Below are 22,422 nucleotides of genomic sequence, written 5' to 3' on the forward strand. Positions count from 1 at the left end.
CCGCTCGGGCGCATCGTCGCGCAACGGCGGGCGGCCGAGGCCGCGCACGCGGCGCCACCCGAACAGGGCTCGATCATCCTGTTGCTGGCCACCGATGCGCCGCTCGACGCGCGGCAACTGTCGCGGCTCGCGCGCCGTGCGGGCGCGGGGCTGGCCCGCACGGGCTCGGTCTACGGGCACGGCAGCGGCGACATCGCGCTCGCCTTCTCCACCGCCTACACGATCGCGCACGACGCGTCGACCATCGCGCTGCCGGCCCTCGTCGCCGATGCGGCGCTCGATCCGCTGTTCATGGCTGCCGCCGAAAGCGTCGAGCACGCCATCGCCGATGCGTTGCTGCAGGCCGTGACGGTGGCCGGGCGCGACGGCCACGTGCGGCAATCGCTGCGCGACGCGGTGCCCGATCTCGATCGCCTGTTCAACGAAAGCCACGAAGGACGTATTGCCCAGTCATGAAGATCCTGATTTCGACCGACATCGAAGGCGTCGCCGGCGTGTTCGCCACCGAGCAGACGCGTGCCGGCAATCCGGAATACGAACGCGCGCGGCGCTGGATGACCGCCGAGGCGAACGCGGCGATCGAAGGCGCGTTCATGGGCGGCGCGCAGGCCGTGTGGGTCAACGATTCGCACGGCGGTTTCCGCAACGTGCTGCCCGACGGACTCGATGCGCGTGCGCGCGTCGTGCTCGGCAAGCCGCGCACGCTCGGGATGATGGCGGGCCTCGAACAGCAGCCCGACCTCGTGTTCATGATCGGCTATCACGCGAAATCGCAGACGCGCGGCATCCTCGCGCACACGATCAACAGCTTCGCGTTCACGCAGGTGTGGCTGAACGGCGTCGAGCTCGGCGAAGCCGGGCTGTACGGCGCGCTGGCCCGCGAATATGGCGCGCACGTCGCGCTGGCCACCGGCGACGACGTGTTCGCGGAAGAAACGCAGCCGCTGTTTCCGGATGCACATTTCGAGACGGTCAAGACGGCCGGCGGCGCTTCGAGCGGCGATACGCTCACGCCGTCCGCATCGTGTGCGCGGATCGCAGCCGCCGCGCGCGAGACGGTCGTACAGGCACTGTCGGCAGGCGTGCGCGCCGGTGCCCGTCGGCCCGCGCCGGCCGCCTGCACATTGCGTGTGCAGACGGCGGCGCTGGCCGACCTGTTCTGCGTGCTGCCGTCGCTGGAGCGCGTCGATGCGGTGACGCTGCGCTTCGACGGGCCTTCGGTCGAGCACGTGGTGCGCACGTTGAACAGCCTGTCTGCGATGTCGTTCATGCTGCGGTGATGCGTGCCGCGGCGATGTCGCCGGCGTGCGACCGATCAATGGGCGGCTGCAGGGCTCGCTGTCACGGCAAGCAGGAACGTTTCCATGGCCGCGACCAGCGCGAGCGGCGTCTCGTTCATCGGATAGTGGCCCGCATTGCGCAGCACGTCGACGGTGGCGAGCGGGTAGCGCCGCAGGTAAGTGCGGGCCATCAGCGCCGCGTCGAACGCCGGATCGTGCTCGCCGATCAGCACTTTCACCGGATGGGTGCCGGCGATCTCGTGGCTGAAATCCGTATCGGCCCACGCGCGGAAGTACGCGCCGAACGCCGGCGGCGACGAACGGGCTGCCGAATACGCGGCTTTCCACGCGACCCAGGCGGCGGGCAGCCGGCCGCCGGTGCTGCGATCGATGATGGTCCGGCGATCGGCGACGTGGTCGGCGGCCCGCTCGAATAGCGCGCGTTTCTCCGCGTCGAACGGCAGGCCGCCGCAAGGCACGGGCGTGACCGGCACGAGCGCGCGCACCCGGTCGGGCGCGATGACGGCGATTTTCTCGGCCGCCATCGCCCCCATCGAGTGGCCGACGACGCTGAAGGTCGGGAATTCGAGCGTGTCGGCAAGCGCGAGCGCGTCGGCGGCGATCTCGTCGATCGTGTAGTCGCCGGCTGTGTCGCGCATGCGGCCGTAACCTCGGTAGTCCATGAACACATAGCTGAAACGCTCACGCGACAGCCACGCTTCGACGGGTTCGAACGCGTGGGCGTCGCCGAACCAGCCGGGCAGTACAAGAACAGGGTGGGGGCCGTCCCCCACGCGATGAAACGTATTCGGCATGTCCGCTCCGATGCAGTGGTAATCCGGCCGATCAGGCCGACGGGTCTTGCGGCCGCGAGGTCGCGCAAGGGGTGGAGCGGATCGTAGATCGCGCGAAGGAGACCCGCCTTCGATATCGGGTCATTGATGATGGAATTCGGGCCGTGAGAAATACGCTGCTAGATCCCTACGAACACATTCCGCGAAGCGTGGTCGTGACCGCGAACGACTACGCGGCGGGTACGACGTTTCCGGAGCACGCGCACGTGCGCGGGCAATTCGCGTTCGCGTCGCGCGGCACGATCAGCGTGTCGACGCCGCACGGGCGCTGGCTGGTGCCGCCGCAGCGCGCGTGCTGGGTGCCGGCCGGCGTGCGACACGAAATGACGATGACCGGGCCGGTCACGATGCTCAACACGTTCGTGTCCGGCGACGCCGCGCTCGAGGCGGGCCTGCCCGAGCAGTGCGGCGTCTATGGCGTATCGGCGCTGCTGCGGCAACTGATCGACGATGCGATCGACCTGCCGGCCCTGTACGACGTCGACGGGCGCGCGGGCAAGCTGATGGCGCTGCTGGTCGCGGAAATCGCGACGATGCCGCGCCTGTCGCTGCATGCGCCGCTGCCGGCCGACGCGAGGCTGGCGAAGGTGTGCCGGCACCTGCTCGCGTCGCCGTCGATCGCGGCCGATCTCGACCAGGTGGCCGCCGATGCCGGCGTGAGCCGGCGCACGTTCACGCGGCAGTTTCGCGCGCAGACGGGCGTGAGTTTTGCCGCATGGCGCCAGCAGGTGTGCATGCTCGCGGCGATCGCCCGCCTGAGCGACGGGCAGCCGGTCACGCGCGTCGCGCTCGATCTCGGGTACGCGAGCGCCAGCGCGTTCACGTCGGCGTTTCGCCGCATTCTGGGCGATACGCCGAGCCGCTATCTGGAGATTCGGCGCTGACCGGAAGGCATCCGAGCGCACTACGCCGATGTGCCGGTTGCCGCAAAAAAATACGCGTCTGCCAACTTCGGTCAGACGCGCTTAAAGGCACTCGGTCAGAAAAAATGCGCGCACGGCCCGGTGGGTCGATATCGCGCATGACATGCGTAATTGTTGCCGATCCTGATTTAATTCCGTTTGAACGTTGCGGATAACGCAGGATACGCCGCATAACGCGCAAACGATATCCTGCCGGGGCGATGATTCATGTGCAGTCGCAGCATGCGTTTCAATCGCGCGTTCGATGCGGGGGCGGCAGCCCCAGGCACCGGGCATCGATGCCCGCGGCCTGGCGTGCTGCGATGCAGCATGAAATGATGGCGCCGCAACACGAAAAACGCCACGCGGCGTTGCGGTTTGCGGTAGCGGGCGAAGCCGGCGTGCGCCGGCTCGCGCGTCACACGTCGAAGAACACCGTTTCGTCGGGCCCTTGCATGCGGATGTCGAAGCGGTAGACGACCGGGCGGCCCGGTTGCGCGTCGCGTTTCGCGACGAGCGTCGCGCGACGCTCGGCGGGCACCGCGTTCAGCACCGGGTCGGCGGCGTTCGCGGTGGCTTCGTCGTCGAAATACACGCGCGTGAACGCATGGGTGAGGATCCCGCGCATCATCACGGTCACGTTGATATGCGGCGCCTCGCCGGCGGTGATGCGGCCCGGCTTCACCGTCTCGACGACGAAGCGCTGCTGCGCATCGGTGCCGGTGCCGACCCGCGCGAAGCCCGTGAAGCCGGATTTCGCGATGTCGTCGCGCGACGCGGGGTAGCGGCCCGCGCCGTCCACCTGCGTGAATTCGAGCACCGCGTCGCCAACGACGTTGCCGTCGCCGTCGAACACCTGGCCGACCAGCAGCACGTGCTCGCCTTCGGCGTGTGCCGCGGCGATCGTCGGCGTGAACAGGCTCTTCAGGTCGTAGTCGTATTGCTGCGGGCACAGGCCGTACGCGAAGTACGGGCCGACCGTCTGCGAAGGGGTTTGCTTCAGCGTCGTCATGGTTCAGCGCTCCATCGGGGTAGCGTCGCGGCCGCGCAGCACGATGTCGAATTCGTAGCCGAGCGCATAGCCTTCTTCGGTGATGTCCATCGAGAAGCGCGAGATCAGGCGGTCGCGCGCGGCCTCGGGCGTGCCCTGGAAGATCGGGTCGTACGCGAGCAGCGGATCGCCGGGGAAGTACATCTGCGTGACGAGACGCGAGCCGAAGTAATCGCCGAACAGCGAGAAATGAATGTGATTCGGGCGCCACGCGTTCGGATGGTTGCCCCACGGATACGCGCCGGGCTTGATCGTCAGGAAGCGGTAGCGGCCTTCGTTGTCGGTCAGGCAGCGGCCCGCGCCGAGGAAGTTCGGGTCGAGCGGCGCATCGTGCTGGTCGACCTTGTGCACGTAGCGGCCGGCCGCGTTCGCCTGCCACACCTCGACGAGCGTGTTGCGCACGGGCTTGCCGCCTTCGTCGAGCACGCGGCCCGTGACGACCATGCGCTCACCGAGCGGCTCGCCGTTCTTCACGGCGTTCTTCGTCAGGTCGTGGTCGAGCGCGCCGAGATCCTCGGCGCCGTAGACGGGCGCGTACTGGTCGCGCAGTTTCTCCTTCAGCGGGATCAGCGGGCGGGTCGGGCCGCGCTTCACGGACGAACGGTACTCGGGGTGGATATAGGCCGGATGCGACGGCCAGTCGCGCGGCGTGAGGATCGTGGGGGAATCCATCGGGCGTCTCCTGATAGGTATTTCGCGAAGTGGATGGCAGGACTTTAGCCAATCCGGAAAGTTATGCAAAATGACCTTTTTTCGCGAATCGCATAACCGTTCGTTATGTTCGACGCGCCAATGAAAATTCCGCCGGACAGGATGCCTGTCCGGCGGAAAAAGCGATCGGGCTTCGCGTCGTCGGTGACGACCCCGTGCACGGCCCTCCAGCCAGCCCGTCGCTGCTTTTTGTGTTTTCGTTCTTGTTGTTATCCGGCCTCCCTGAGCGCGCCCGTCATGACTGGCGGCCGGGATCGAACACGATCCCGTCGAATTCGAGTGACAGCGTGCCGCCGCGCAGCAGTGCCGCAGGCGTCGCGTCCCGGTCGGCGCCGAGCACGTCGCTCACGTAGTCCGCGCAGAACGCACGCCGCGTCCGCAGGTTGAAGCGGTTGCCGAGCAGCGCGTCGATCCGCTGTTCCGCCGTTGCATGCATCCGGCGCTGCGCGTCGGCGGTCGGTGCCGCGACGCGGCGTGCCAGTGCGATGCGCCCGCCGTCGGTACGGGCGACGAAGCGCGACAGCGGCGTGAGTTTCGTCCACGCAAACCCGGATTCGGCGATCACGGGCTCGTCGCCCGACGTATCGACGACGATGCCGAAGCGATTGGCCCACGTGCCCATCGTGCCCGCCGCGTCGCGCGGCGCGCTCGCCGGCACGCGAATGAACACGAGATCCCCGACGTGCGCGCTGGCGGCCAGCGTGCGGATCGTGGCGAGCGGCATCGTGCGATCCGTGTCGCGTGCATCGCGCGGGGCGGTATGGCGCGATTCGTAGGCGGCGGTTTCGGTTCGGGTGGTCATTTCGGCTCCGTCGTTCAGTGACAGCACGGAGCGGATTATGCAGACAAGTATCCGAAAGTGTTCATTTGCGTGCGAAGGTAGCCTAATATCTGACCTTGAGCATCATTTTTCGATACCAAAATGACCGAAACCGCCCAACTCATCGAAATGCTGAAGCGCCAGTTGAAGGCGCAGGGCATGACCTACCGCGACGTCGCGCGGGCGCTCGACGTCTCCGAGACGAGCGTGAAGCGGCTGTTCGCCAGCGGCCGCTTCACGCTGGAGCGTGTCGTGGAGATCGCCCAACTGCTCGGCTATACGCTCGCCGAACTCGTGCAGGAGGCTTCCGCGTCGGCGCCGAGGCTGCGCGTGCTGACCGAGCAGCAGGAGGCGCTGCTCGTGTCGGACGACAAGCTGCTGCTCGTTGCCGTTTGCGCGATCAACTACTGGACCGTGCAGGACATCGTGTCGACCTATCAGGTGACCCAGGCCGAGTGCGTGAAATACCTGCTGATGCTCGACCGGATGAACGTCGTCGCGCTGCTGCCAGGCGACCGGATTCGCGTACGCGTCGCGCGCGATTTCGACTGGCTGCCCGGCGGGCCGATCCGCCGTTATTTCCACGCGCACGCGCTCGGCGATTTTCTCGACAGCCGCTTCGACGGGGAGGGCGAGACGATGACGTTCTCGCAGGGGATGCTGACGGAGGCCGCCGCCGCGGAGCTCGAACTGGAGTTGCGCCGGCTGCGCAGCAAGGCGGCCGCGCTGCATGCGGAATCGTCGTCCGCGCCGCTCGCGCAGAAGCACGGGACGAGCTTGCTGATCGCGAAGCGGATGTGGGAGCCGGCCGGTTTCCAGGCCCTGCGGCGTCGCGCGTGATGCCTCGTCGAATGCTTGGGGCGATCCGGAAAGTTATGCAAAATGGCGTTTCATCGTCAATCGCATAACCAACCGTTATGAATAACCGTATCGCCGACGGCCGCGTCAAGTTCCGGCACCTGCAGTGCTTTCTCGCGGTCGCGCAGCTGGGCGGCGTGCAGAAGGCGGCGGAAAGCCTGTCGATCACGCAGCCGGCCGTCTCGAAGACGATCGCCGAACTGGAGGCGATCCTCGGCGTGAAGCTGTTCGAGCGCGGCCGGCAGGGCGCGCAGCCGACCCGCGAGGCGCAGCTGTTCATGCCGCATGCGAACGCGTGCGTGCTGGCACTGCGGCAGGGTGTCGGGCTGCTTGCGCGTGAGGGCGGAGCCGCCGCGGCGACGCTGGAAATCGGCATGCTGCCGACGGTCGCGGCATCGCTTGCGCCGGCGTTGATGAAGGCGCTCGCCGCGCGCTGGCCGCGCGTCGTCGTGCGGATCGCGACGGCCGCGAATGCCGATCTGCTCGAGCGCCTGAAGTCCGGCGCGATCGAGTGCGCGATCGGGCGGCTGTCGGAGCCGGAGCGGATGATCGGGCTCGCGTTCGAGCAGTTGTACAACGAGCCGCTGGTTGCGGTCGTGCGTGCCGGGCATCCGCTGCTTTCAAGCGCGGCACCGGCGGCCGAGCTCGCACGCCATCCGGTCGTGCTGCCGCCGTTCGGCACGCTGATCCGCCAGTCGGCCGAGCAGTTGCTCGGCGCCTGCGGCGCGCCGCCGCTGGATTCGTTCATCGAGGTGCTGTCGGTATCGGTCGCGCGCGCGCTGACGCTCGAGAACGATGCGGTCTGGTTCGTGCCGCTCTATGCGGCCGAATACGACCTGTCGGCCGGGGCGCTGGCACGCCTGCCGCTGCCGTCCGCGGGCACCGACGAGCCGGTCGGGCTCATCCTGCGTACCGATGCGCAGCCGTCGCCGGTCGCGCGGACGCTGATCGATGCCGTGCGCGACATCGCGCGATCGCGGTTCGGCGATGCGCGAGCGCACCAGTCGCCACGCGTGGCGCGCAAGCGGGCTCGTCGCGACGAATAACCCGGGGCGGATCGCGCGGCAAGCGCGGACCGAGCCGTCCCCGGCATTGGCCGTCCGGCCAGTAGCTGTCCCGGTGGTGCTTGGCTTATCGTACCGATTTTGGTACGATGGGTGTCAAGACGATGACGAGACAGCAGATCCAGGTCACGCTCGGCGTGCGGTTCTTCCAGACGGCTCGTGGCAACGAGCCGGTGCGCGAATGGCTGAAGTCGCTTGGGCAAGCGGAGCGAAGGGTGATCGGCGAGGAGATCAAGACCGTTCAACTCGGCTGGCCGCTCGGCATGCCGCTGGTCCGGAAGATGGCACCGGATCTGTGGGAGATCCGCGTGGCGCTGCCCGGGCGGAGCGCCCGTGTGCTGTTTACGGTCGTCGGCGACACGATGGTCCTGCTGCACGGCTTCTTCAAGCAGTCGCGCGCCATGCCGTCGGACGATCTCGATGTCACCGTCGCGCGTCTCAAAGCGTTGACGCATGCCATCTGAATTTCCCGGTTGCGCCGGAACGCACCGTCTTCGACGGGCAGGCAGCCGGCAACGCCATGCACTGGAGTACCTCATGACGACCACGAACCATCCGCATATCGGCAGCGATTTCGATACCTTCCTCGAGGAGGACGGCAATCTCGAAGCGGCCACCGCCACCGCGATCAAGCGCGTGATCGCGTGGCAGATCGGGCAGGAAATGAAGGCGCAGCACATCACGAAAACCGCGATGGCCGCGCGAATGAAAACCAGCCGCGCTGCGCTCAACCGGCTGCTCGACGAAACCGACACGAGCCTCACGCTGGCGACGCTCGCGAGCGCGGCCGCCGCGCTCGGCAAACGGCTCAGCTTCGAGCTGGTGCCGGCCTGACGAGCGTGAAGCAGCGGCGTATGGCCGGGTTCGCGCCCATACGCGTGATGCGCACGATGCGCACGGCGCAGTGGCCGGCCCTCCGGCCGGCGGGTCGGCCATGATTCGCCGGCGTGTCGCCACAAGCCGGCGAGTGCCGGCCCGCGCGCACATGCCGCGTCACTGGCGCGGTCCGGTCACCCGCAGATAGAGCAGCGCACCGCCCGCGAGCAGCAGCGGGCACAGGATGGCCCAGCCGGTCGTCAGGAACAGCCCGGCAACCGCGACCAGCGAAACCCACGCACAGCGGTAAGCGATGCCGCCGCGCGGCAGCAACTTCAGCGCGGCGGCCGCACCGAGCCCATACACCATCACGAAACATCCGGACGTCACGAGCACGAGCGGTTTCGGCCCGACGTCCGAGAGCGTCGTCGCGGCCAGCGCAACGGCTGCGAGCGTGGCGATCACGCCGAGGCTGCGGCGCGGGACGCCGCCTACCTGACTGCCTTGCGCGAGCCACGCGGGTAATGCACCGTCGCGACCGAGCGCCGCACCGAGCTTGGCCGCGCCCGCGAAATACGCGTTCATCGTGCCGAGCGTGAGCAGCAGCGCGGCTGCGGCGGCGAGCATCTGTGCATGACCGCCGATGCCGCCTGCGATCAGTTCGGCGAGCGGTGCCCCCGATGCGCCCGCGGAAGGCCCGAGCACCGTCACGCTCGCGGCGGCGACCGACAGATACAGGAATCCGACCACCACGACGGCGATGCCGGCCGAGCGCGGCATGTCGTGCGCGGGCCGTCGGAACTCGGCCGCGAGGTGCGTGATCGCTTCCCAGCCGGCGAAACTCCACACGAGCAGCGCGGCGGCCTGGCCGACCGAGAGCCAGCCGTGCGGGGCGAACGGATGCAGGTTCGCCGTGCGCGCATGCGGCGCGGAGGCGAGCACCGCCGCGAGCAGCAGCGTGACGAGCAACGCCGACAACACGAGCTGCATGCGGCCCGAAACGGTGACACCGAAAGCATTCGCGGCCGACACGGTCGCGATCAGCGCGGCAGCGGTAACGACGACGGTCGTGTGCCCGCCGCCCGTCACGGCCGCGACGTATGCGCCGGCGAACATCGCGGCAGCCGGCGCGCCGGCCGGTACCGCGAAGTAGAAGCACCATCCGACGACCGCCGCGGCTTTCGGCCCGAATGCGCGCCGGGCGTAGGTCGAGACCCCGCCTGCATCGGGATAACGCGCGCCGAGTGCGGCGAAGGTGGCCGCGAGCGGCCCGGACAACACGACCAGCGCGGCCCACGCGAGCAGGGATGCCGGGCCCGCGACCTCGGCGGCCAGCGCGGGCAGCGCGATCACGCCGGTGCCGAGCACCGCGCCGATATAAAGCGCAGCGCCCTGGAAAATCGTCAGCGAGCCCGCGTGATGAGCGGCGGGCGAGTCGGCGTGCGAGGGCATGGACAGCAGTCTCCGGAAATCTTGTTGTGCTGGAGCGCGGGCGCCCGCGCGGAAAGTCGTTCGATGCTACCCGAAGGCAGGCGGTCGCGCGGCCCCGCGATCAGTAGTCGGTGTGGTGCCGCGTGTCAGCCGATGTCAGTGGCTGCGCGCGAGCCGCAGGCGCGCATCCTCGCGCGCGGCGGGCGACAGTTCGGGGGCGTAGTGGAACGCCCCGGAAACCAGCGAGGCGACGGGCACGCCGTCGCGGAACAGCACGCGATTTCCCGCGAGGGCCGGCACCTTGTCGCCGGGCAGCAGCGTGCCGGCAAGATTCAGCGGATCGGCGCCCGTCACGCGAACGTACTGTCCGCCGCCCGGTTGTCGCCGCAGTTCGCGCAGGACCGGGATCGCTTCAGGCAGCGCGAACTGTTCGCCCGCGAGCCCGGCGACGAAGCGTCCGCCGCGAATTTCGCCGCGCGCTTCGAGGCGTTGCAGCACGCGCACGAGCTCGCGCCAGTTCGGCAGCCAGTCGGCTTCGCGTTCGAGCAACCGCCAGAACACGACGCCGTAGCGGCGCAGCAGCGTCCAGACGATGTGTTCGAGTGCGTCGGGATCGGTCGCGGGCGCACCGCGCTTCGGTGCCGGCGTTGGCGTGTCAGTCGGTGCCGAAGCGCGTTGCACGAGCGCCCAGCGGCCGGCGTCGTCCATTCCGCCGATCAGCGCACCGCCGCGCCGCGTGCGCGGCGCATAGGTCGCGCTGCGCTTGACGGCAGGCTTCAGCAGTGCACGGAGGCCCGCGTAGCTGTCTGCATTCACGAGGCCGGCCGAAACGAGTTCGCCGAGCGCCTGTTCGAGTTCGACGGGCAGCATGTGCAGGTCGTCGAGCAGCGCATCGAAGAACATCGCGCCGTGCGCGGCGAGGGTGTCGCGCACCTGGGCGGCCCGTGCGGACAGCGCCGGTTGCGCGTCGGGATCGCGCAGCGCCTGCCAGGCAGAGAGGTGGCGGCGCGGCAGCAGCACGATCGGTGTCGTCTTAACGGGCGTGCCGGCTGCGCGGGCCGGCGCGCCGATGCGCGTCCACACGAGCTTGCCGGAGCGGCACAGCTCGTCGAGCCCGCCCGCCGTGTAGTCGCTGAGCCGCGCGGGCAGCAGCGCGTCTTCCCATGCGCTCGCCGCGGCCTCGTAACCCTCGAGCTGTTCGACCACGGCCGCGAGTGCATCGCGGCCCGTACCGCGCGTGTCGGGTGTCAGGTGTTGCCAGTGGAACAGGAAGCGCATGAAGTCGGCGCGCTCCACCGGCTCGATTTCGCGGCGCAGCCGTTTCACCGTGTAGCGATGAATGCGTGCAAGCAGATGGCGTTCGCACCATTCGTCGGTCGTCGTGCCCGGTGTGAACCGGCCACGCATCACATAACCTTCGCGCTCCAGCGCCGCGAGCGCCGTCGCGACCGACGCAGGCGGCAGGCCGAGCGGTGTCGCGATCGCGTCGAGTGCAAGCGGGCCGAAACCGGTGAGCCGCGCGCGGATCACGTCGACGAGTGCGGCATCTGCTTCCCACGGCTGCGCGCAGGCAGCCGGTACCTTGAGCGTCGGCGCGATGCGGGCCTCGGGATGCAGCGCACGCAGGCACACGAGCCGTTCGACCGGCACCCACAGGGCGCCGCCGCCGGGCGTCACGAGTTTCGTCGCGCGGCGGCGTTCGGCAAGCTCCGCGAGCCGGTCGGGCCAGCCTTCGTGCGCGTGCGCTTCGCTGTCGGCGATGCATGCGAGCGTGAGCAGCGCGTCGTGCATTTCGTCGGCGTCGCGCACGAGCGGCCAGGCTTCGTCGCGCACGGCATCGATCGCGTCGGCGTCGAGCGCGCCGAGATCGTCGGCCGATTCAGGGTCGCTCCAGCGGCGCGACTGTACGGCCTGCGTGCGGCGCTCTTCCAGCGGCGCGTCGTCGAGGAACGCATACGGTTTCGCGTTCAGGATCTCGGCCGCGAGCGGCGACGGCGCGGGCAGGTCGCGCGCGATCAGCTCGATCGCACCGCTCTCGATCCGGCGCAGCAGCGCGAGCCAGCCGTCGGTGTCCATTGCGTCGTGCAGGCAGTCGTCGAGCGTCTGGTCGACGAGCGGGTGATGCGGTATCTCGCGTTCGCCGACGATGTTCTCGAGGCACGCGACCTGATCGGGAAACACGGTCGCGAGCAGATCCTCGCTCTTCATCCGCTGCAGTTGCGGCGCGGTGCGCTTGCCGCCGGTGAAGCGCGGCAGCGCGAGCGCCGTCGTCGCATTCCAGCGCCAGCGCACGCCGAACATCGGCGCGTCGAGGAGTGCCTGAACGAGGACGTGTTCGGCGCTGGCCGAACGCAGGTAACGCCACACTTCGTCGAGCGCGAAGCTGTGCGCGAGCGACAGCGACAGGATGATCGCGTCGTCGGTCGCGGCCGCCTGCAACTCGAAGTTGAAGCTGCGGCAGAAGCGCTTGCGCAGTGCGAGCCCCCATGCGCGGTTGATGCGGCTGCCGAACGGCGAATGGATCACGAGCTGCGTGCCGCCCGATTCGTCGAAGAAGCGTTCCATCACGAGCGTGTCCTGCGTCGGCAGCGCGCCGAGCGCGGCGCGGGTGCGGGCGAGGTAGTCGACGATCTGGCGGGCGGCGTCGGGCGACAGGCGGAGATCGTCGACGAGCCAGCGCAACGCCGGCGCGAGGCGGCTTTCGGCGGTGGCGGCGACGACGGTGTCGTGCCGCAAGCCGGTCGAGACGTCGGTATCGGCTTCGATCCCGGCCTTCGATTTCGCCTTCGCACCCGCTTTGGCGTCGGTCCGGGGCGCGGGCTTTCCGCCAGTCCCTTCACCGATGCGTTCACGGTTCTTGCCATGTGCGAGCCGTTCGCCGTCCGCGAACAGTCCGTCGAGCCGCGCGCGCAGCCGGCCGACCGCCGCCGACAGCTCGTCGCTGCGCCCCGGCGCCTCGCCGAGCCAGAACGGAATGTTCGGCGACTGGCCCTGCGCATCCTCGACACGCACGCGGCCCGTTTCCACGCGAATGATCCGGTACGACTGGTTGCCGAGCTGGAACACGTCGCCCGCGAGGCTCTCGATCGCGAAATCCTCGTTGACCGTGCCGACCTGGATGCCCTGCGGTTCGAGCAGCACCGCGTAGTCGGCCATGTCGGGGATCGTGCCGCCCGACGTGGTCGCGGTCATCATCGCGTTGCGGCGCCCGCGCACGGTGCCGCCGACCACGTCGCGATGCAGGTACGCGCCGCGCACGCCGCGCCGGCTCGTGAAGCCTTCGGCGAGCATCTTCATCACTTCGTCGAAGCGCTCGCGTGTCAGCCGCGCGTACGGCGCCGCGCGCGTGAAGCTCGCATACAGCGCGTCTTCCTGCCATTCCGTGCACGCCACTTCGGCGACGATCTGCTGCGCGAGCACGTCGAGCGGCGCTTCGGGAATCCGCAGCGCGTCGAGCTCGCCGCGTTGCACGCAATCGAGCAGGGCCGCGCATTCGACGAGCTCGTCGCGCGACAGCGGGAACAGGCGCCCCTTCGGCACGCCGCCGACATGGTGTCCGGAGCGGCCGACGCGCTGCAGGAACGGCGCGATGCCGCGCGGCGAGCCGACCTGGCAGACCAGATCGACGTCGCCGATATCGATGCCGAGTTCGAGCGATGCGGTGGCGACGAGCAGCTTCAGTTCGCCGCGCTTCAGCCGCTGTTCGGCGTCGAAGCGGTGCTCCTTCGCGAGACTGCCGTGATGCGCGGCGATCGCATCCTTGCCGAGTCGGTCAGCGAGATGGCGCGCCATGCGCTCGGCGGTGCGCCGCGTGTTGACGAACACCAGCGTCGTGCGGTGCGCGGCCGCGAGGCCGGCAATGCGGTCGTACACCTGTTCCCACACGTCGGTGGCCATCACGGGTTCGAGCGGCACGTTCGGCAATTCGAGTGCGAGGTCGCGCTCGCGTGTGTGGCCCGTGTCGACGATCGTGCAATCGCGCGGCGCATCGGCCGGGCCGCCGACGAGGAAGCGCGCGACCGCGTCGATCGGTTTTTGCGTGGCGGAGAGCCCGATACGCGGCAGCGCACGGCCGGCCAGCGCGTCGAGACGTTCGAGCGACAACGCGAGATGGCTGCCGCGCTTGGACGATGCGAGTGCGTGGATTTCGTCGACGATGACCGAGCGCACGTTCGACAGCATTTGCCGCCCCGACGTGGACGACAGCAGCACGTACAGCGACTCGGGTGTCGTGACGAGGATGTGCGGCGCGCGCTTGCGCAGCGCGGCGCGCTCGGCCTGCGTCGTGTCGCCGGTGCGCACGGCGGTGCGGATCGCCGGCACCGGCAGGCCGAGTTGCGCGAGCGAATCGGCGATGCCGGCGAGCGGCGCATCGAGGTTCACGTGGATGTCGTTGGACAGCGCCTTCAGCGGCGACACGTACACGACGAGCGTCGCGTCGGGCAGCGTGCCGTCATGCGCGAGCGCATCGCGCACCAGATCGTCAAGCGCGCACAGGAACGCGGTGAGCGTCTTGCCGGAGCCGGTGGGCGCGGCGACCAGCGTCGAGCGGCCGGCCTTGATGTGCGGCCACGCGAGCGCCTGCGCGCCGGTGGGCGCGGCGAACGTGCGCCGGAACCACGCGGCGACGGCCGGGTGGAACACGTCGAGCGCACGGGCGGCAGGGCGGGTAGCGGTGACGTCCATCGGAGCGTTGAAATAGGGTGCAAGCAGGGCGCAAAGCGTGCGCAAGGCGCGCACGAATCGAATCGTCAGTGTGCCAGACGTCGCGCGTGCGTGCCGGGTGCGCGTGTCGGCGAACGGGACTCAAATGGGGGCCTGCACCGTACTTTCAATGGACGGAAAGTTGCATGCGCGCCGGCGTGCCGATAGCACGCCGAATCGCATCAAATTGCGCCGAATTGCAACTAGACGCGATGCAGCCAGCCGAGCCAGTGTTCGAGCAGCGGCGTACGCGAGCACAACGACTGCGCGAGCCACAGCGTGCCGCCCCATGCGGCGCCCACGACGATCAGGTCGCAACGCCCGCTGTTCCACAGGTTGAGTGAATGACGCCGCCAGATCCACGGTACGCCGAGCGGGTTCGGCCAGTCGGCGAGCAGGTGCATCACGCCGCCGCATGCGAAGCCGAACAGCGGCGCGGCCCACAGCGGATGCGGATGATGGATGAGCCCGTGCCAGCCGAGCGCGAGCAGGGCGATCCAGCCGATGCCCCAGTGCGTGATGGTTCGATGCGTGACCCACAGGCGGCGCTTGCGGCGCCACCATGCGACTTCGAGCCAGTCGGGCGCGGTACCGCCCGCGACGCCCGCCGCGAATGCGGCGAACATGCCCGAATGCCACGGGCCCGTGGCGCCGGTTTGTGCGACGAGGGCGGCGGCGGCGACGCCGGCCGCGAAGCCGGACGCATGATGCGCGTTGTGTGATGCCATAGGAAGCGAGACGAAGAAACGTGAGGCGGCGCGTGAACGAACCAGTGATGCGGTGCGAAAGCGGGGCGCTATCTTCGCAGATCGGATCGCGCAGCGGGACGGACGTTTGCAGATTTTTTTTCACGCGTCACGTGGCCTGTCGCGCAGTTCGCAACTTTCGGTTTTTGTGCGCTGCGTGATGACGTGAACCGGTGTGAATTGCGGCCTCGCGCCCGGTGCAATTTCGACCTGTCCGCATCCGTGTCGAGAAGCGGCGGCATGACCAGGCGCACACAGCGAATGCGCTTTCATCGGATGTCACGTGTTCGACCCTTTTTGTCCCCCTATACTACGAAACCGGATATGGCCGTCGGTGCGCCGGCGGCCATGCGCGGGACAGGTGCTTTTCCTGCCTGAAGGAGATCCACATGGGGGACATGCAATGACTACGCTGAATCGCTTCAAATCATCCGCTGTCGTGCTCGCGACGGTGGCCGGCATCGGTTTCCTGCCGAACGCACCCGTCTATGCGAAGGGGCCGCAGCCGGCCGTCCTGACGAGCTCGGCGGTCGCGGTGGCCGACAAGTACAGCGCGGATGCCGCGGAGCGGATCTTCAAGGAAGGCGGCAACGCGATCGACGCGGCCGTCGCGATCGCCTTCACGCTCGCCGTCACGTATCCGGAAGCCGGCAACATCGGCGGCGGCGGCTTCATGACGATCTACAAGGACGGCAAGCCGTACTTCATCGACTACCGCGAGCGTGCGCCGCTCGCCGCGACGAAGGACATGTATCTCGACAAGGACGGCAACGTCGTCAAGGGCATGAGCCTGTACGGCCCGCGTGCGGTCGGCGTACCGGGCACGGTCGCGGGCATGTGGGAAGCGCAGAAGCGCTTCGGCAAGCTGAAGTGGAAGCAGGTGCTCGCGCCGGCGATCCACTATGCCCGCGATGGCTTCGTCGTCGACGAGCAGCTCGCGCAGCGCGGCGTCGACGCGTCGAAGGAGTTCGGCGGCAAGACCAACTTCGACAAGTATTTCTCCGGGCTGAAGGCGGGCGTGAACTTCAAGCAGCCCGATCTCGCCGACGTGCTCACGCGCATCGCGAACGACGGCGCGGAAGGTTTCTACAAGGGCAAGACGGCCGAGCTGATCGCCGCGTCGATGAAGACCGGCGACGGCAACGGGCTGATCACCACCGAGGATCTCGCGCAGTACCGCGCGGTGTGGCGCCAGCCGGTGCAGGCGAAGTGGAACGGCTATGACGTGATCACCGCGCCGCCGCCGAGCTCGGGCGGCATCGGCCTCGTGCAGTTGCTGAAGATGAAGGCCGACCTCAAGCAGGACTTCGAGGGCGTGAAGCTCAACTCGCCGCAGTACATCCACCTCGTCGCGGAAATCGAGAAGCGCGTGTTCGCCGACCGGGCGCAGTATCTCGGCGATCCCGATTTCTACAAGGTGCCGATCGCGCAGCTGACCGACGACGCCTATATCGCGAAGCGGGCGGCCGAAGTCAACCCGAAGGAGCCGTCGGATACGAAGAGCGTGCAGCCGGGCCTCGGCACGACGATGCCGGAGAAGGCCGAAACGACGCACTTCTCGGTGGTCGACAAGTGGGGCAACGCGGTGTCGAACACCTACACGGTCAACGGCTATTTCGGTTCGGGCGTGATCGCCGACGGCACGGGCATCGTGCTGAACGACGAGATGGACGACTTCTCCGCGAAGCCGGGCGTGGCGAACATGTTCGGCGTGGTCGGCAGCGACGCGAACGCGATCGAACCGAAGAAGCGCCCGCTGTCGTCGATGTCGCCGACGATCATGACGAAGGACGGCAAGGTGTCGCTGGTGATCGGCACGCCGGGCGGCTCGCGCATCTTCACGTCGATCTTCCAGGTGATCAACAACATCTACGATTTCAAGATGCCGTTAAAGGAAGCGGTCGGCGCGATGCGCTTCCATCACCAGCTGCTGCCGCCGAACACGATCTTCTGGGAGCCGTACCACCCGATCGAAGGCGAACTCGCGAAGCAGATCGAGGCGCGCGGCTACACGCTGAAGGGGCAGGATTTCAGCGGCGACATCCAGGTGATCAAGATCGACGGCAAGACGCCGGAGGCGATGGCCGACCCGCGCGGGCGTGGTGTGACGCGGGTCATTCGCTGATGTGAAGCGGTGCGTGCGCGGTTGCGAAGGCTGCCGCGCACGCCGTGTTCCGCGGCGGGGCGCCGGATGCCCGCTGCGGAACGCACTCAGCCGGTCGTCCGGATGAATCCGGCGATCCGCGCCGCGATAGCGTCGGGCGCATCCTCGAAACAGTAATGCCCGACACCCGCCAACCGCTCGACGGGCGCGGACGGACACAGCGCGGTGAAGAGCGGCAGGAAGTGTTCCGCGCCGAGTGTCCGGTCGGCGTCTCCCCAGATCGCGAGCGCGGGTTTCTCGCGTATCGCGCGCAATGCCGCCGCATCGGGCACTTCGAACCGGTGCGCGCCCGCGGCAAACCCGCGGGCCCATCCGATCGCGCCGAGACAGTCCGCCGGTTGCGAGAACGGCGCACCGTACGCGGCAATCCACGTGTCGGTGATGACTGCGTGGTTCTCGAAACCGTTCAGTTTCAGCGTGCTCAGGATGTTGAAGCCGAGCTGACCGAGCACGGTTTCGAGCGTGTCGTCGGCCGCCGCGCGCATGATCCACTGGAACCACGGCGCACCGCGACCGTTCGCATTCAGGCGCTCGACGAGATCGGGCTGGCCGAACGGCGTCGGCCCGTTCGCCGACACGATGCGCCGGATCCGGTCCGGATGACGCGCGGCGAGCCCCATGCCGACCGGGCCGCCGAAATCGTGCATCACGAGCGTGATGCGCTCGAGGCCGCGCGCGAGCACGAAGCGCTCGAGGTTGTCGATATGGTCCTGCAACCAGTAGCTGCGATCCTGCGGCGTCGCGCTTTTGCCGAATCCCATGTGATCGGGCACGACGATGCGGTGCGTCGGACGCAGCGCCGCAACCAGATGGCGGAACAGGTAACCCCACGTAGGTTCGCCATGCAGGCACAGAACGGTTTCGCCGTCGTGCGGGCCTTCGTCCACGTAGTGCATCCGGAAGCCGGATGCGTCGTCGAAATGCGGGGTGAAAGGAAAGGTGCCGTCGAACGTGGCATCGGACCGGATCATCGAGCGCTCCTTCGGTAGTCGGATAGTTTGGTTTCAAGTTGAAACCGAATCGAAGCGTAGGATATCGGGTTGCAAGTTGCAACCAAAAAGAGGGCCGCGGCAATCGACGGATGCCCGGCACGTTGGTGCGGGATGATGTGCCGGAACGGGGAAATGCCGGAATTTATAGGCCAGATGTACGAACTGAAGTGCCAATGAGGCCCGAATCGGCCATGGCGTTCGTTGATCGGGAACAGTCGAGCCCCGCGCGATTGATCTTTCGTGTGACGAGTTTTATATTGCAACCATTCATTTCAAAGAGAGTAACCGCCGTTCCGGCCGCATTCCCGGAACGGTATCGCCTCATGCATCGATGAACAGACGAACCACGCACGAAGATTCCCTTTGCGGCGTTGCCCGCCCGCTGGACGCGATCGGCGACTGGTGGTCGCTGCTGATCGTCCGCGATGCGTTCGACGGGTTGCGCCGCTTCGGCGAATTCCAGAAGAACCTCGGGCTGGCCAAGAACATCCTGGCCGCGCGTCTGCGCAACCTGGTCGCGCACGGGATCATGGACATCGTGCCGGCCGCGGACGGCGGCGCACATCATGAATACGTGCTGACCGAGAAAGGGCGCGGCCTGTTTCCGCTGCTCGTCGCATTGCGGCAGTGGGGCGAGGATTTCTTCTTCGAACCCGACGAGGCGCACGTGCTGCTCGTCGACCGGAAGACCGGGCTGCCCGTCAGGAAGCTCGAGCTGCGTTCGCAGGACGGGCGCGTGCTCGGGCCGGAGGACACGGTCGTGTTGCCACCGCCGGACTGACGCGCCTGACGCGCGGCGATCGGCGATCGGCGTTCGCGTCCGCGTTACCGCTTCAACAGCGCATGCGCGTGCACGATCTGCTCGGCGAGCTGGTTGATCGAGATGCGCCGCTCCATCGCCTGCGAGCGGATCTGCTGATAGGCCTCTTCCTCGCTGATCGCGTTGTGCTGCATCAGCAGCGTCTTCGCTTCCTGCAGCGTGCGAGCGGACATCACGCGCTGTTCCAGCTGCGCGATGCGGCGCCGGTATTCGTCGTGCCGCCGGCTCTGGTGACACGCGAGCGCCATCGCGCTCAACAGGCCGAACGAACGCACCGGCGTCGTTACCGCGCTCTGCGCATCGATGCGCAGCATCAGTTCGAGGATCGTCGGGCTTTCGTAGGTCGTGACGGCGATGAGCGGCGGCCGCGCATCGTCCTCGAGCCACGGGATCGACAGGTGCAGCAGGTCGGGCCGGACCGCGAGGATCACGAGGTCGACGCTCTCCGGCAGCGCGGCGGGCGGCGGCCAGCGTTGCTCGCTCGGGCAACCGATGCGCGAGAGCTGCTCGACGAGCAGCAGCCCGTTGTCGTCATCCGGGTAGTACACCATCACGCGCAGCGAGCGCAGTTCGGCGAGCAGGCGCGGCGTCGAGCGGATCGGGGTGCGGGCGCGCATCGTCGGTTACGCCTTCTGTTCGTCGGGCGCGAGCACGCGGTCGCCGAGCGAATGCGTGACGAGGTACGGATCGGGATGCACGCGCCGCGTCGCTTCGCGCACGATCGTGAAATTGCCGTCGGCCGTCGCGCAGCCGATGCGCGGGTACAGGCACGTGTGCTGCGTGAGCCGGTCGATCTTCACGCGGCCCTGCGGCGCGTCGAATTCCGCGTCCGCGAGATGTTCGACGAGGCGGTCGCGCTGGTCGGTGCCGGCGCGCGCGAGTGCATTGGCGAACAGGTGAACCTGGAAATACGCGGCTTCCCACGGCGCGGAGGCGTTCGCGTCGTCGCCGAAGCGCGCCTTGAGCTGCGCGATGCAGCGCCGGTTCACGTCCGAATCGATGGTCTGGAAGTAGGGCGACGACGTGTAGTGGCCGGCCGCGGCCGCGCCCATCTGACCGAGCTCGATCTCGGAGGTCGTCAGGCTCGCGATCGGCATCCTGCGTGCATCGAGGCCGGCTTGCGCATACGCACGGTAGAACGCGGCCGTGCTGTCGCCGACGAGCGTGCTGAACACGAAGTCGGGCGCCTTCGCGCGGATGTCCTCGACGACCGCCGCGAAATCCTGCTCGGACGCGACGAGCGGCATGTAGACCTCGCCGAGGATCTGGCCTTCCGGATGCTGCGTGACGAGGTCGATCATGATGCGGTTCGACTCGTACGGGTAGATGTAGTCGGACCCGACGAGATACACGCGCGCACCGAACTGCGCGGTCATGAACGCAGCGAGCTGCACGCTGTTCTGGTTCGGGGCCGCACCTGTGTAGATCACGTTCGGCGAGAACTCGAAGCCTTCGTAGAGCGTCGGGTAGAACAGCAGCTTGTCCCACTTCTCGACGATCGGAATCAGCGCCTTGCGGCTGCTCGACATGTATCCGCCGAACAGCACGTTCACGCGCTCGGTGGCGATCAGTTCCTCGGCGAGCCGCGCATAGACGGCCGGGTCCGAACAGGCGTCGTGCACGACGGGCACGATCTCGCAGCCGTTCGCGCCGCCCGCTTCGTTGATCTCGGCGATCGCCTGCAGCGTGCCGCGCAACTGGCTCCGGCCAAGGTGCGACGTGCATCCGCTCTGCGAGAACAATACGCCAACCTTCACACTGTTCATTCGGTCGTTCCTGTCTCTTCCGGGTGGGGCCGTCACGCAGTCAGTCGTCCGGCCGCGTGCGCGACGACGGCCGGCAATGCGTCGCCGTTCGCCGCGTGCACGCAGCGCGGGCCGACGCCAAGTATTGTAGACAACCCGGGCGGCTCGCCGAACGACAGACCGGCAATCGCGACACCGCGCCGCCGGCCCTGGCGTGCCGCGTGACGCGCATCCTCGACGAGGTAGCGTGGGTCGAACACGTCGACGTCGGCGGCTTCGCCGTCGCCGATCAGCAGCACGGCGGCCCGCGTATTCGCGGTTTCGCGGCGCAGCAAGGCCAGCGCATGCCGCAGTGCCGCGCCCGTGCGCGTGCTCATCCCGCTGTCGGCCGCGAGCAGCGCCGCGCGGCGGCCGGCGTCGAACGCTTCGCCGAAATCCTTGAAGCGGGCGTAGTACACGCGATGCCGTCCGTCCGACGTGTAGCCGTGCACGGCCCAGCGGCGCCGCTGCCGGTCGAACAGGTCGCCGAGCACGAACGCCGCGCGTTTCTCGAGCGTGGCGACCTGCGCGGCCGTCGACGCCGACAGGTCGAGCAGGATCAGCACGGGCCCGCGCGCGTCGTGCGGCACGCGGCGACGGAACACGCGCGGATCGGGCGCGTGCCCGGCGCACCGGGCGATGCGTGCGGCGATCGCCGCATCGACGTCGAGCGCATCGCCGTCGAGCTGGCGGCCCACGCGCCGCAGCAGCTCCGATGCGCGCTCGGCCGGCATTCGCTTTGCCGCGCGCCGGTCGGCGTCGATCAGTGCGGAAAGCGACGGCGGCGGCGCCGACGTGGCGGGCGCGCGTTCGACGATCGTCGTCCAGTCGCGTCGTTCGCGCTGCGTGTGGCAATTCCACTCGGGATAGTGCGGCGCATCGGGTGCGGACGGCGGTGCGTCGTCGCGTTCGTCGCTGTGGCCGCCGGTCGAGGCAGACATCTCGACGCCGTCGTTGCCCGCCTGTTCGGCCGCCGCGGTGGCCGGCCGCGCCCACAGCCACGCATTGTCGTCGCGATAGGGCAGCCATGCGCCGTCGTCAGGCTCGAAGCGCACGCGCATCTGGCCGAGATCGTTCGCGAGCCTCGACGCAATCGTGCGAAACGCACGGTAATCGTCGAGCGTGTCGCGCCGTTCGGCGAACAGCTGCGCGCCCTTGTCGACCCACGGGTTGCCGTCGCGATACGACGGATCGAACAACGCTTTCGCGAGCCGCGCGCACAGACAGCCGAACGTGAGCCCTTCACGGCCGATCGGTGCGAACGCCGGCGCCCAGAACGTTGCGAGCCCCGGCCATTCGCGGGCCAGCAGCGCCTCGACGCGCGCATCCTCGATCACGCCGGCGACGGCCGAACCGATCTGCGTCAGCGTGTCGGCCGGCTCGCCGGACGGCGAGTGCCGCCAGTGAGCCAGCGCGTGCGCGGCC

Annotated in this window: 20 protein-coding genes; 9 read left to right on the forward strand and 11 right to left on the reverse strand. The window is 68.3% G+C overall.

Annotated elements, in window-relative coordinates:
* The coding region (locus DPV74_RS24960) for a P1 family peptidase (RefSeq protein WP_205571941.1) at positions 1-456 on the forward strand (456 nt) is incomplete at its 5' end.
* Positions 453-1,280 (forward strand): M55 family metallopeptidase, encoded by an 828-nt coding sequence (locus DPV74_RS24965; RefSeq protein WP_119338164.1) that lies wholly within the window; start codon positions 453-455, stop codon positions 1,278-1,280. The genes DPV74_RS24960 and DPV74_RS24965, both read left to right, overlap by 4 nt.
* A 35-nt stretch (positions 1,281-1,315) precedes the next feature.
* Here the strand turns inward: DPV74_RS24965 and DPV74_RS24970 are convergent, their stop codons facing one another.
* A complete protein-coding gene (locus tag DPV74_RS24970) occupies positions 1,316-2,095 on the reverse strand; it encodes an alpha/beta fold hydrolase (protein WP_104768619.1) in 780 nt (259 codons plus the stop codon).
* Positions 2,096-2,238: 143 nt separating this feature from the next.
* Here DPV74_RS24970 and DPV74_RS24975 point away from each other — a divergent pair, with 143 nt between their 5' ends.
* A complete protein-coding gene (locus tag DPV74_RS24975; protein ID WP_027791368.1) occupies positions 2,239-3,018 on the forward strand; it encodes a helix-turn-helix domain-containing protein in 780 nt (259 codons plus the stop codon).
* A 436-nt stretch (positions 3,019-3,454) separates the two neighbouring features.
* On the opposite strand, the gene pcaG is transcribed toward DPV74_RS24975, so the two are convergent.
* The 3 genes from pcaG to DPV74_RS24990 form a co-directional block, all read right to left on the reverse strand.
* Complete coding sequence (gene pcaG, locus DPV74_RS24980) at positions 3,455-4,048, reverse strand: protocatechuate 3,4-dioxygenase subunit alpha (protein WP_119338165.1); 594 nt, start codon at positions 4,046-4,048, stop codon at positions 3,455-3,457.
* Positions 4,049-4,051: 3 nt separating this feature from the next.
* Positions 4,052-4,759, reverse strand: a complete 708-nt coding sequence (gene pcaH, locus DPV74_RS24985) for a protocatechuate 3,4-dioxygenase subunit beta (RefSeq protein WP_021159510.1) — start codon at positions 4,757-4,759, stop codon at positions 4,052-4,054.
* Between the two features lie 274 nt (positions 4,760-5,033).
* Positions 5,034-5,600, reverse strand: a complete 567-nt coding sequence (locus DPV74_RS24990; RefSeq protein WP_119338172.1) for a YiiX/YebB-like N1pC/P60 family cysteine hydrolase — start codon at positions 5,598-5,600, stop codon at positions 5,034-5,036.
* Positions 5,601-5,720: 120 nt separating this feature from the next.
* On the opposite strand from DPV74_RS24990, the gene DPV74_RS24995 reads away from it, so the two are divergent.
* The 4 genes from DPV74_RS24995 (at position 5,721) to DPV74_RS25010 (ending at position 8,374) form a co-directional block, all read left to right on the forward strand.
* The gene (locus DPV74_RS24995; protein ID WP_027791371.1) at positions 5,721-6,458 is read left to right on the forward strand and encodes a helix-turn-helix transcriptional regulator; all 738 of its coding nucleotides are present in this window, start codon (positions 5,721-5,723) and stop codon (positions 6,456-6,458) included.
* A gap of 77 nt (positions 6,459-6,535) precedes the next feature.
* On the forward strand, positions 6,536-7,522 hold the full coding sequence (gene pcaQ / locus DPV74_RS25000; protein ID WP_119338166.1) for a pca operon transcription factor PcaQ: 987 nt from the start codon (positions 6,536-6,538) through the stop codon (positions 7,520-7,522).
* Between the two features lie 122 nt (positions 7,523-7,644).
* A complete protein-coding gene (locus DPV74_RS25005) occupies positions 7,645-8,004 on the forward strand; it encodes a type II toxin-antitoxin system RelE/ParE family toxin (protein WP_060359268.1) in 360 nt (119 codons plus the stop codon).
* Positions 8,005-8,077: 73 nt separating this feature from the next.
* A complete protein-coding gene (locus DPV74_RS25010; protein WP_027791374.1) occupies positions 8,078-8,374 on the forward strand; it encodes an XRE family transcriptional regulator in 297 nt (98 codons plus the stop codon).
* A 159-nt stretch (positions 8,375-8,533) separates the two neighbouring features.
* Here the strand turns inward: DPV74_RS25010 and DPV74_RS25015 are convergent, their stop codons facing one another.
* The 3 genes from DPV74_RS25015 to DPV74_RS25025 all read right to left on the reverse strand — a co-directional run bounded on the left by DPV74_RS25015 (position 8,534) and on the right by DPV74_RS25025 (position 15,219).
* Positions 8,534-9,808 (reverse strand): APC family permease, encoded by a 1,275-nt coding sequence (locus DPV74_RS25015; protein ID WP_119338167.1) that lies wholly within the window; start codon positions 9,806-9,808, stop codon positions 8,534-8,536.
* Between the two features lie 135 nt (positions 9,809-9,943).
* On the reverse strand, positions 9,944-14,473 hold the full coding sequence (locus tag DPV74_RS25020; protein WP_119338168.1) for a DEAD/DEAH box helicase: 4,530 nt from the start codon (positions 14,471-14,473) through the stop codon (positions 9,944-9,946).
* Between the two features lie 221 nt (positions 14,474-14,694).
* Positions 14,695-15,219: a metal-dependent hydrolase gene (locus DPV74_RS25025; protein ID WP_027791377.1), complete on the reverse strand. Its 525-nt coding sequence runs from the start codon at positions 15,217-15,219 to the stop codon at positions 14,695-14,697.
* A 421-nt stretch (positions 15,220-15,640) separates the two neighbouring features.
* Here DPV74_RS25025 and ggt point away from each other — a divergent pair, with 421 nt between their 5' ends.
* Positions 15,641-17,362 carry a gamma-glutamyltransferase gene (gene ggt / locus DPV74_RS25030; RefSeq protein WP_027791378.1) on the forward strand — a complete coding sequence of 574 codons (1,722 nt, stop codon included), beginning with the start codon at positions 15,641-15,643 and terminating at the stop codon, positions 17,360-17,362.
* A gap of 86 nt (positions 17,363-17,448) precedes the next feature.
* Here ggt and DPV74_RS25035 read toward each other — a convergent pair whose 3' ends face one another.
* Positions 17,449-18,372, reverse strand: coding sequence for an alpha/beta fold hydrolase (locus tag DPV74_RS25035; RefSeq protein ID WP_119338169.1), 924 nt, complete (start codon positions 18,370-18,372; stop codon positions 17,449-17,451).
* A gap of 352 nt (positions 18,373-18,724) precedes the next feature.
* On the opposite strand from DPV74_RS25035, the gene DPV74_RS25040 reads away from it, so the two are divergent.
* A complete protein-coding gene (locus DPV74_RS25040) occupies positions 18,725-19,174 on the forward strand; it encodes a helix-turn-helix domain-containing protein (RefSeq protein ID WP_027791380.1) in 450 nt (149 codons plus the stop codon).
* A gap of 44 nt (positions 19,175-19,218) precedes the next feature.
* Here the strand turns inward: DPV74_RS25040 and DPV74_RS25045 are convergent, their stop codons facing one another.
* The 3 genes from DPV74_RS25045 to DPV74_RS25055 form a co-directional block, all read right to left on the reverse strand.
* Positions 19,219-19,830 carry an ANTAR domain-containing response regulator gene (locus DPV74_RS25045; RefSeq protein WP_027791381.1) on the reverse strand — a complete coding sequence of 204 codons (612 nt, stop codon included), beginning with the start codon at positions 19,828-19,830 and terminating at the stop codon, positions 19,219-19,221.
* Between the two features lie 6 nt (positions 19,831-19,836).
* Positions 19,837-20,979, reverse strand: a complete 1,143-nt coding sequence (locus DPV74_RS25050; RefSeq protein ID WP_119338170.1) for a transporter substrate-binding domain-containing protein — start codon at positions 20,977-20,979, stop codon at positions 19,837-19,839.
* Between the two features lie 32 nt (positions 20,980-21,011).
* Positions 21,012-22,422, reverse strand: a 1,411-nt coding sequence (locus DPV74_RS25055) for a nitric oxide reductase activation protein (RefSeq protein WP_119338171.1), incomplete at its 5' end; no start/stop codon positions are given.

Source organism: Burkholderia sp. HAN2018, assembly GCF_024704855.1.
Lineage (GTDB): Bacteria > Pseudomonadota > Gammaproteobacteria > Burkholderiales > Burkholderiaceae > Burkholderia > Burkholderia cepacia.

What these genes read in the sequence shown, in the direction of transcription:
- DPV74_RS25020 (WP_119338168.1), bottom strand. Translation starts at nt 14,473, where the DNA reads ATGGACGTCACCGCTACCCGCCCTGCCGCCCGTGCGCTCGACGTGTTC.
- DPV74_RS25050 (WP_119338170.1), bottom strand. Translation starts at nt 20,979, where the DNA reads ATGAACAGTGTGAAGGTTGGCGTATTGTTCTCGCAGAGCGGATGCACG.
- DPV74_RS25035 (WP_119338169.1), bottom strand. Translation starts at nt 18,372, where the DNA reads ATGATCCGGTCCGATGCCACGTTCGACGGCACCTTTCCTTTCACCCCG.
- DPV74_RS24990 (WP_119338172.1), bottom strand. Translation starts at nt 5,600, where the DNA reads ATGACCACCCGAACCGAAACCGCCGCCTACGAATCGCGCCATACCGCC.
- DPV74_RS25025 (WP_027791377.1), bottom strand. Translation starts at nt 15,219, where the DNA reads ATGGCATCACACAACGCGCATCATGCGTCCGGCTTCGCGGCCGGCGTC.
- DPV74_RS25010 (WP_027791374.1), top strand. Translation starts at nt 8,078, where the DNA reads ATGACGACCACGAACCATCCGCATATCGGCAGCGATTTCGATACCTTC.
- pcaH (WP_021159510.1), bottom strand. Translation starts at nt 4,759, where the DNA reads ATGGATTCCCCCACGATCCTCACGCCGCGCGACTGGCCGTCGCATCCG.
- DPV74_RS24965 (WP_119338164.1), top strand. Translation starts at nt 453, where the DNA reads ATGAAGATCCTGATTTCGACCGACATCGAAGGCGTCGCCGGCGTGTTC.
- DPV74_RS25040 (WP_027791380.1), top strand. Translation starts at nt 18,725, where the DNA reads ATGAACAGACGAACCACGCACGAAGATTCCCTTTGCGGCGTTGCCCGC.
- DPV74_RS24995 (WP_027791371.1), top strand. Translation starts at nt 5,721, where the DNA reads ATGACCGAAACCGCCCAACTCATCGAAATGCTGAAGCGCCAGTTGAAG.
- DPV74_RS25005 (WP_060359268.1), top strand. Translation starts at nt 7,645, where the DNA reads ATGACGAGACAGCAGATCCAGGTCACGCTCGGCGTGCGGTTCTTCCAG.
- pcaG (WP_119338165.1), bottom strand. Translation starts at nt 4,048, where the DNA reads ATGACGACGCTGAAGCAAACCCCTTCGCAGACGGTCGGCCCGTACTTC.
- ggt (WP_027791378.1), top strand. Translation starts at nt 15,641, where the DNA reads ATGACTACGCTGAATCGCTTCAAATCATCCGCTGTCGTGCTCGCGACG.
- DPV74_RS25045 (WP_027791381.1), bottom strand. Translation starts at nt 19,830, where the DNA reads ATGCGCGCCCGCACCCCGATCCGCTCGACGCCGCGCCTGCTCGCCGAA.
- pcaQ (WP_119338166.1), top strand. Translation starts at nt 6,536, where the DNA reads ATGAATAACCGTATCGCCGACGGCCGCGTCAAGTTCCGGCACCTGCAG.
- DPV74_RS24970 (WP_104768619.1), bottom strand. Translation starts at nt 2,095, where the DNA reads ATGCCGAATACGTTTCATCGCGTGGGGGACGGCCCCCACCCTGTTCTT.
- DPV74_RS25015 (WP_119338167.1), bottom strand. Translation starts at nt 9,808, where the DNA reads ATGCCCTCGCACGCCGACTCGCCCGCCGCTCATCACGCGGGCTCGCTG.